Annotated in this window: 9 protein-coding genes; 4 read left to right on the forward strand and 5 right to left on the reverse strand. The window is 34.4% G+C overall.

Annotated features, from left to right (window positions below; genetic code table 11):
• Positions 1-163: 163 nt before the first annotated feature.
• The gene (locus tag AACY61_RS03415) at positions 164-889 is read left to right on the forward strand and encodes an SDR family oxidoreductase (RefSeq protein ID WP_339610192.1); all 726 of its coding nucleotides are present in this window, start codon (positions 164-166) and stop codon (positions 887-889) included.
• A 272-nt stretch (positions 890-1,161) separates the two neighbouring features.
• Here the strand turns inward: AACY61_RS03415 and AACY61_RS03420 are convergent, their stop codons facing one another.
• On the reverse strand, positions 1,162-1,293 hold the full coding sequence (locus AACY61_RS03420; protein WP_339610193.1) for a hypothetical protein: 132 nt from the start codon (positions 1,291-1,293) through the stop codon (positions 1,162-1,164).
• Between the two features lie 145 nt (positions 1,294-1,438).
• Positions 1,439-2,056, reverse strand: coding sequence for a short-chain dehydrogenase (locus AACY61_RS03425; protein WP_339610194.1), 618 nt, complete (start codon positions 2,054-2,056; stop codon positions 1,439-1,441).
• A gap of 186 nt (positions 2,057-2,242) precedes the next feature.
• Here AACY61_RS03425 and AACY61_RS03430 point away from each other — a divergent pair, with 186 nt between their 5' ends.
• Positions 2,243-3,754 carry a DEAD/DEAH box helicase gene (locus AACY61_RS03430; protein ID WP_339610195.1) on the forward strand — a complete coding sequence of 504 codons (1,512 nt, stop codon included), beginning with the start codon at positions 2,243-2,245 and terminating at the stop codon, positions 3,752-3,754.
• Between the two features lie 2 nt (positions 3,755-3,756).
• Here the strand turns inward: AACY61_RS03430 and AACY61_RS03435 are convergent, their stop codons facing one another.
• The 3 genes from AACY61_RS03435 to AACY61_RS03445 form a co-directional block, all read right to left on the reverse strand.
• Positions 3,757-6,039, reverse strand: a complete 2,283-nt coding sequence (locus tag AACY61_RS03435) for a transglycosylase domain-containing protein (protein ID WP_339610196.1) — start codon at positions 6,037-6,039, stop codon at positions 3,757-3,759.
• Between the two features lie 117 nt (positions 6,040-6,156).
• Positions 6,157-7,707, reverse strand: coding sequence for a M20/M25/M40 family metallo-hydrolase (locus AACY61_RS03440; protein ID WP_339610197.1), 1,551 nt, complete (start codon positions 7,705-7,707; stop codon positions 6,157-6,159).
• A gap of 160 nt (positions 7,708-7,867) precedes the next feature.
• Positions 7,868-8,296, reverse strand: a complete 429-nt coding sequence (locus tag AACY61_RS03445; protein ID WP_339610198.1) for a peptidylprolyl isomerase — start codon at positions 8,294-8,296, stop codon at positions 7,868-7,870.
• 190 nt (positions 8,297-8,486) lie between these two features.
• Between AACY61_RS03445 and AACY61_RS03450 the strand changes: the two genes are divergently transcribed.
• Entirely contained in the window at positions 8,487-8,906 is a 420-nt protein-coding gene (locus tag AACY61_RS03450) for a CBS domain-containing protein (RefSeq protein WP_339610199.1), read from the forward strand.
• A 35-nt stretch (positions 8,907-8,941) separates the two neighbouring features.
• Positions 8,942-9,703 (forward strand): pirin family protein (locus AACY61_RS03455; RefSeq protein WP_339610200.1); only part of this gene is annotated, 762 nt, incomplete at its 3' end.

Genomic DNA, 9,703 nt, shown 5'->3' on the forward strand with positions numbered 1-9,703 from the left:
CTTTTAAGATAGTTTACAGAAAAAAGAAATACTTAAAAAAATATTGGAGCAAATTAACTGATGGGTTATAAAGAGTTTTAACATAAGCTTTGCATTCACATCACAATATGAAGTTTGATTTTTATTAATTTAGAAGTCAATAATCTCAAATAATTTTAATAACATGCAATTTTTAGAAAATAAAGTAGCGCTGATAACCGGCGGGAGTAAAGGTATTGGTTTTGGTGTCGCCGAAGCCTTATTATGGCAAGGAGTCAATGTAGCTATTACCAGCAGAAATAAGAATACTGCGGTTAAAGCTGCAAAAAAACTAAATGAGTTATGTAAGGGCAAAGCAAATTCTATAGGGCTTCAGGCAGATGTAAGAAACTATAAACAACAACAAAAAGTGGTTGCGCAGGTAATTGAATCATTTGGAAAGCTTGATATTCTTATCGCTAATGCTGGTTTAGGTCATTTTGCACCTGTAGATCAGTTAACAATTGAACAATGGCAGGAAACTATTGACACTAATTTAACTGGTGTTTTTTATAGTGTGAAAGCAGCGGTAGAAGAACTTAAAAAAACAAAAGGTTACATCATATCAATATCCAGTCTTGCAGGTACTAATTTTTTTGAAAATGGATCTGCATATAACGCTAGTAAATTTGGAGTAACAGGATTCTCTCAAGCGATTATGCTTGATTTACGAAAATATGAAATTAAGGTTTCTACAATTATGCCGGGTTCTGTAGCCACGTATTTTAACAATCATGTTCCAGATGGAAATGACGACTGGAAAATTCAAAAAGAAGATATTGGGGCTATGGTTGTTGATTTACTTAGGATGCACCCGCGAACCCTACCAAGTAAAATTGAAGTAAGGCCTTCTGTACCTCCTTCCAAATAAATAAAAAAAGCCGGTGTAAAATTTACACCGGCGTTAAAGATTTTTGAAGGCTAATCCAAAATCCTTATATTAAGTTGGTTACTTAATTTTTAATAACTAAACCTGCGTCTGCTGTTCCAAACGTCTCTTCTGTTACTGAAGTCTAAAACAATGCGCTTGTTTGTCGTTAAGTTCTCTCTTTTTTCTCTAACTGATTCGAAAATTCTTTTAATTGCTCTCATGTTTTTAATTTTGATTGATTGATTGATGAATATTTTTAGTTTGATTATCTTTTAGTAACCAAATCGTCTTTTACTGTTCCAAACGTCTCGTTTTTGATTTAAACTTAACAATCCACGTCTGTTCATTTGTTGATCTTCTTTTTTCTCACTTACTGTGTTAAACATTCTTTTTACCGTTGTCATAACTAATTGATTTAATTGATTGATTTACTATATAGACGACAGATTAATTGTTTTGTTACAGTACTTTGCATAACAAAGTAGTATTTAACAAATAATTAACTATAAGTAATTGTAAACTAAGCTTCAAAGAATAGGTGGGGGGGGGTTAACTCACAATGTTAAAAATAGCAAGTGCATAAAGATAAAATCGAAGAAAACGCAATAAACCAAAAAGCAATAGACTATTTAAAGGATATTTAATAATACCTGCAGCCATTGTAGTAATTGAAAAGGGGATTGGAAGCAAAGCACCAACCACAATTAAAAAACCACCCCATTTACGGGTGTTTCGAATGTGTTTGGCCATTTTAATTTCAAGATATTCGTGAATTGAAGGAATTTTAGTGATTGCTTTTCCTATATAAAAAGAAACTACACCGCCTGCATACGATAGCAAGGCTAAAAAAGACAAGTGCAATACAGGAGTTGCAGATTTGCTGGACCAGGCAATAAACAATTCAGGAGGTATAAGTCCTAAAACCGATTCTGAAATAAAAAAGACTGTAAATACTCCAAAAGCAGGAAAGGTTTCGGTGATTTTATTTAATAAAGTATTGACGTCAATGACAAAAAAATGAATAGCAAAAAGGCCTCCAATAAAAAGTAATATTAAAGGAATAGCCTTGAGAAGACTACTTCCCAAAAAACCATAAAAACCCGTATAGCTGTAATATTGATGAAGCAGCTGTAAACGGTTTTTCTTTTTAGGTCTGTTTCTGGACATTTATGTACATTATTTTATGCAAATTTAGCCTATTGAAAATTAATATAAAAGAAAGAAAAAGTTATACTTACCTTAAAATTTTAATCTTTAAATTACCATTTTCCTTTGCCTTAACACACTTTTAGCGTTATTTTATGGAATAACCTAATAAAGGTGTTATTTTTGTAAAAATGGACTATATTCAATATGATTGAAGTTAAAGAACAAGAGAATTTAAAAGATAGAGAGTTATACACTTATCAAGAAAAAGCAATTGAAACAATTTTCAAACGCTTTAAAGATTTTCCTGAAAGCTATAATATATTGTATCAACTCCCCACTGGAGGAGGTAAAACTGTCATCTTTTCAGAAATAGCCAAACGATACATCAATGAAGCAGGGAAAAAAGTACTGATTCTTACGCACAGAATTGAACTCAGCAAACAAACATCTAAAACTCTTTCAGAAATTGGTGTTAAAAATAAAGTTATAAATAGTGCTGTTAAAGAAATCCCCAACGAAAAAGACTACCAATGTTATGTTGCAATGGTTGAAACTCTTAACAACCGACTAAAAGAAGGTCAGCTTTCAATTCATAATATTGGATTGGTCATTGTTGATGAAGCACATTATAATTCTTTCCGAAAATTATTTAAATATTTTAAGAAGTGTGATATACTTGGTGTAACAGCAACACCACTCAGTTCCAATATAAAACTACCTATGAAAGATACCTACAATGAATTGATTGTAGGACACTCAATTTCTGAACTTATTGAAAAGGGTTTTCTGGCTAAAGCCACAACATATAGTTACAATGTGGGCTTAGGTGCATTGAGAATTGGAATAAACGGTGATTATACCGTAAAATCTTCTGAAGTCGTTTATATTGATTATGCAATGCAAGAAAAGCTGATTTATGCTTATGAAGAACGCGCTAAAGATAAAAAAACACTCATTTTTAACAATGGAATCAACACTTCAAGGTATGTTTATGAATCTTTTAAACGCGCCGGTTATGATAACATCAGACATCTAGACAACAAACACACTGATGCAGAAAGAAAAGAAATAATTGGTTGGTTTAGAGAAACTCCCAATGCCATTATTACTTCTGTTGGGATTCTTACAACCGGCTTTGATGTGCCAGATATCGAAGCAATTATTTTAAACCGGGCAACACGCTCTTTAACTTTATATCACCAAATGATTGGTCGAGGCTCCCGAATAACTGATTCTAAGAAGGAGTTTACTGTGGTTGACATGGGTAACAACCTAGCCCGATTTGGACTTTGGGAAGACAAAGTTGATTGGAACAGTGTCTTTAAAAATCCAGATTATTTTCTCGAAAACCTTATTCCTGATGAAGAAATTGAACGAAATTTTTCCTATGAAATGCCGAAAGAAATCAGGGAAAAATTCAAGAAAACTAAAAATGTTTATTTTGATGTCGAAGCTGCCTATGAAAAAGCAAAAAAATTGGGCCAGAAACCCAAAATAGCTTTAGACATGGCCATTGAGCAACACGCACAAATGTGTCTGGAAAATAGTGAAGATGCTTATGAAGCGATGAAGCTAACTCTTTTGCTTGAAGATGCTATTTCTTTCAGGGTTCAAAAATATGCCTATTGCCTTAGTAAAAGCACTAATAATTACCGTGACTGGCTAACTGATGACTACAAAAGAAGTCTGCGTTCTATCTTAAGAAAAAACATGTAAGTTTAGTTTTTATCTTTTCGTTTGAAAATTGAAAGCAAATCACTTTTCTTATTTTTTTCCTTGTATTTTTTGGGCTTATCGGGATTTGTGAAAAGACGTTTTAAAAAACCATCCCGCTTTGTGTCTTCACAACTTGCTTGAGATAAAAGATGTTCCGGTAAATTTTCAAAACGTGCATTTGTGATATTTTGGAAATTTTCATCATTGTTCAGACTTTGATAAAATTGTGCAAACATAGGTAAAGCAGCGTTGGCTCCTTGTCCCAGTGAAGTGCTTCTAAAAGGAATATTTAAATCATTCCCAACCCAAACCACTGTTGTTAATTTTGGTGTAATAGCAACAAACCACGCATCTTTATTGTCCTGAGTGGTTCCTGTTTTTGCGGCAATATCGTTTTGTAAACCATAGGTACTGCGAAGCCTTTTTGCTGTGCCTGAATTTACTGTAGCTTCCATCATATCAACCATTAAATAACGGGTGTCATCTGAAAAAGCTTTTTCTTTAGAAATATTCGATTCAAATTTTGCAATTGTTTTTCCATCCTTGGTTTCAATTTTTGAAATATAAATAGGTGTGCTCACATAGCTGTCGTTTGTATATGGGGTATACGCTTTTGCAACTTCTAAAACTGATAATTCCGCAGTACCTAGAGCTAATGATGGAACTTTAGGAAGGGGAGAGGTAATTCCCATTTGTTTTGCTTGAGTGATTACCTTTTCTATACCTGTTTCCATATGAAGTTGTACTGCAATTGTATTTACTGAATTGCTTAAAGCATACTTTAAGGAGTAGTTTAGGTAAGGATCTTCATCTTCTGAAGATGAGGCGTTTGATGGTGTATAGCCATCCTCATAAGTAACGTTATTTTTTGAATAATAGGAACAGGCGTCTATACCGTTTTCCAGTGCAGCAGAGTAAACAATAGGTTTAAAAACAGAGCCTACCTGACGTTTACTTTGTGATACATGATCATATTGAAACGCAGTATAATCGATTCCGCCAATCCAGGTTTTAACTTCACCGCTTGAAGGCTCAACAGTAACCATTCCAGTATTTAGTAACTTCATATAATGCTGAATACTATCAGAAACACTTGCCTGAATTTTAATTATCGAGTCGTGTGTATAAAATTCTTTGATTGTTTTGACATTTAATGAATCCAATATTTCATCTACTGTATACCCATTTTTGAGTAGTTTTTTATAAATAGGAAGTTTTTTAAGTTGTGATTGTAACAACCGATTATTTTTTATCCAGGGAGCTTGGTCATTCCAGGAGTTTTCAAAAGCTTGCTGTAGTTTTTGCATGTGTAGGTGCATTGCTTCTTCAGCATAGTGTTGCATTTTATAGTCAATGGTTGTATGAATAATCAGTCCGTCATTATATAGATTATAAGGCTTTCCTTGTTCATCTCGCAACGTGTCTAAAATCGCCAATACTTTCTTTCTTACAGTTTCCCTAAAATAAGTTGCCAAACCTTGATTGTGATTAAAGTATTGGTAGTCTAAAATCAAACTATCTTTTTGAACTTTTTGAGCTATTTCGGACTTTAGGTATTTATAATTTACCATTTGTGAAAGCACAACATTTCTTCTTTCCCTGCTTCGTTCAGGGTTTTGTCTGGGATTATAATAATTAGTGGCTTTTAAGGTGCCTACAAGCGTGGCAGCTTCCGAAAGACTTAAATCGGATGTAGGCTTATTAAAAAACTTTTTTGAGGCACTTTCGATTCCAAAGGTATTATCGCTGAAGGGCACAGTATTAAAATAAAGTTCAATAATATCTTCTTTACTGTAGAGTTTTTCAATTCTACGTGCAATTATAGACTCCCGTAACTTGGTAACTACAATCCCAATTTTATTAACATCGTTTCTTCCATATAGGTTTTTAGCCAATTGTTGAGTGATGGTACTGCCTCCTCCTGAGGAGGCATCCTGTAAAAGAATTGTTTTAAAAAACACTCTAAACAAACTTTGACCGTCAATACCATTGTGTTCATAAAAACGGGCATCTTCAGTGGCAACCAAAGCATCAATTAGATGTTTAGGAAATTGTTCATAAGTAATGGATTGTCTGTCAAAAAGAAAATATTTCCCCAAAAGTTCACCTCCTGATGCCAAGACTTGTGAAGCTTCGCTTTGATTGATTTCAGAAAGTTGTTTTTTTGTGGGTACAGGACCCCATAAGCCCACTAAAACACTTATATAAAAAAGTACTAATACACTGATAATCCCAACAGAAAATAATGAAATTCTTTTAAATAGTTTGTTTTTCGAAAATGCCAAAAGGTATTGTTTTGAGTTTAAAACGCATTCAAAAAATTACTAGTACTTTTTTATAGATTATTTAACTAAAAAAGCCCCCTTGAATTAGCAAGAAGGCCTTTTTGATTTTTTTACTTTTTAGTCCAATCCCCCTTTTCGGTTTGCATCTCTTGGAGTAGGCCATTCCATTTGATTTCCTGACCATCTGCTGATTGGCAAAACTGCTTGTTCTCTGGATGTTCTTTCCGGGTCTTCACTGGCCAAATAAGTCATAATAGCGATTAAAGCAACATTGTTTTTTACATCATCAAAAACAATTTTATCGTATGTATCCAAATTAGTATGCCAGGTATAGTTCCAGTAAGACCAGTTTAACGAACTCATCATAAAAGCCGGCGCTCCTGCAGCAACAAAAGATGAATGGTCTGAGCCACCACCCGAGGGTGTTCCGGGAAAAGTAGTTTCTATCTCAGATTTATACTCCTCTGGAACTTTATGTAGCCAACGTGTTAAAAAATCATAGGAATGTAAAAATCCTTGACCGTTTATGCTCACTACACGTCCTGTTCCATTGTCCTGATTAAATACCACCTGTATGTTATCTACGATAGCAGGGTTATCTTTAACAAAAGCTCTTGAGCCGTTTAAGCCCTGTTCTTCACCTCCCCACAACCCAACAATGATAGTTCGTTTTGGATTGGGATAATGTTTTTTAAGTATGCGAGCAATTTCCATCATAGTGACTGTACCAGTAGCATTGTCTGTGGCACCGCTACCTCCGTCCCATGAATCAAAATGAGCAGATAAAACAATATACTCTTCAGGGTTTTGAGAACCTTTTATAGTTGCAATTGTATTGAAAGTGGGTACTTCTCCCAATTCTTTGGATTCTGATTTTAAACGAATTTGTGGTTTTTTTCCATTTTCAGCTAAACGATACAACAAACCATAGTCTTCAAGCAAAATATCAATTGTGGGAATGGTTTTAGTACGTGAACCAAAAATCTTGTTAGCTCCAAAACCTCTTGACCATTGTGATTGAATAATTCCTGCAGCACCTGCTTTTTCCAATGCAGCATCAAGTGTTCGTGAAGTATAGCCGGTATTTCTAATGTTGGAATTCCAGGCTTCAATTTGTGAAGTGCGTTCTTCTTTCATTTTTTCAAATGAAGCTTCTGTGGCAAACTCCTCCCAATTATAATCAGGTCGTCCTGTTTTTTGGGGCATAGAAACCAAAACAAACTTTCCTTTTACATTAGGTAACCAACGTGAAAAGCTCATTGAGTCTGAAATAGATTCAGGAAGGACAATAACTTCAGCTGTAACACCTTTTTTGGGGGTCGGAGCACTCCAGGCCAGTTGCATTCCTGAAAGAGTTTTAACACGTGGTGAAATTAAATCTATATGGGTTATTCCTCTTTCCCAACCTCGCCACGTGCCATATTGTTGGTTTTCAGCAGATATCCCCCATGAATTGAATTTTGAAACTGCCCATTGATGTGCTTTTTCCATTTGAGGGGTTCCTACTAGTCTTGGTCCAATTACGTCTGTGAGTTCAAAAGCGAGTTGTTCAACCTGTGAGTTTTGATTTATTTCCTCAATAATTGAATTAATAATGGATTCCTTATCTTGAGCAAAAAGGCTCAGTCCTACAAATAGAAAGGAAAGAATTAATGTGATTTTTTTCATTGGTGTGTACATTTAAATTTTAATCAATAATATTTATTAATAGAAACAAATCTATTTTGGCTTTTCAAATATAAAAATCAAGAGTGTTTAACTTGTTAAAATAAACCCAATAAAAAAAGCCCGAAGAAATCGGGCTTTAAAATAGGTTTGAAATAATTAATTATTTTATTTCCAATAATTCAACTTCAAAAGTCAAATCTTTACCTGCTAATGGGTGATTAGCATCAACCACAATGGAATCATCCTTGATTTCTTTTAAGGTTAATTGTCTTTCAGATCCATCAGGCGCTTTTGAAACCAGACCCATTCCCACTTCTAATTGCATTTCTTCGGGAAGTTTATCTTTTTCAACTTCGTGGAAAAGTTCTTCACGCACTTCACCATAAGCTTCAGTATGTGGAATGTTGATTGTTTTTTTTTCGTTTAATTTCATATTGATTACACCTTGCTCGAAACCGGGTATCAACTGACCCTGACCTAACGTAAACTCTAATGGTTCGCGTTGTAACGAACTGTCAAAAATTTGACCGTTTTCTAACTTTCCGGTGTAGTGCACTCGCACCGTGTCATTTTCTTTTACTTGACTCATACTCTTTATTTTATGATTTAATTATATGATTTACGCGAAACTAAAGGTTTCTGTTTACAACACAAAATCTAAGCAAACAAGATTAGCCTGATTAATAAAAGTTTAACATTAAAATACTTAATGATAATTATCATTTTTTACTAGTGTAAAAACTGCTACATTTAGTTTGTGAAATTATAATCCGTCGACCATGAAAAAGAATGTACCTGTTTCAACGATTATGACTAAAAACGTCATAAAGCTCAATTTAAAAGATGAGCTCACTAAAGCAGAAGCTTTATTCAAAAAACACAATATTAGACACATTCCCGTTGTAAGTGGAAGTAAAATTATTGGAATACTCAGCTATTCTGATTTGTTACGCATTTCTTTTGCTGACGCTGTTTACGAAGATGAAGAAATCGACTCTGTGGTATATGATATGTTTGACATCGGTCAGGTAATGACAAAAAATATAGTATCAATTACTGAAAATACATCAATTAAAGAAACTGCAGAAATACTTGCTTCAAAAGAATTTCACGCTTTACCTGTTTTGGAAGATGGGCATTTGGTAGGTATAGTAACCACAACCGATTTGATTAAGTATCTACTCAATCAATATATTTAAATCCTGTTTTCATAACTTTGTTAAAAAACAAAGCGATGTCAAACATTGGATTAATTATTGAGGAGAGAAGCAGGGATATAGGTGATTTCTTAGTGGGAAGATTACTTCCATTTCGAAAGAAAAGAATGGTGGGTCCTTTTATTTTTATTGACCATATGGGGCCAACAAAATTGGGACCCCATCACTATATGGATGTCAATCAACACCCTCATACCGGTTTATCAACGCTCACTTTTATGCTTGAAGGAGAAATCCTGCATCGTGATAGTATGGGCTCTCATCAAATCATTAAACCCGGTGCAGTAAACTGGATGGTAGCCGGCAAAGGTGTTGCCCATACAGAACGTACACCTCCCGCTTTAAGAAATGGTAATTCATTCACTGCACATGGATATCAAATTTGGGTTGCCTTACCAAAAAAACTCGAAGATTGTGAACCTGAGTTCCATCATTTTGATGCAGATCAATTACCGACTTGGAAGGAGGGAAGTACAAGTTTTAAATTAATTGCAGGCGAAGGTTATGGGCATAAGTCTCCTGTACCGGTAAAGTCTGAGCTGTTTATGATAGAAATCAACACTGTTGAGCAATTTGAACTCCAAACCAAAAACAACCTGAAAGGTGAAATAGGTATCTGTATTGTTGAAGGTGAAATTGAAGCCTGTGGCAACTCAATCAAAAAAGGAAATATGGCTGTTTCCAAAGTGGAGGATACCTGCAATGTTTTGGTAAAAGCAAATACACATCTATTACTTTTTGGCGGAAAACCTTTCGAAGAAGAGCGTTTTATTTATTGG

This window comes from uncultured Planktosalinus sp. (assembly GCF_963973675.1).
Taxonomy (GTDB): Bacteria; Bacteroidota; Bacteroidia; order Flavobacteriales; family Flavobacteriaceae; genus Planktosalinus.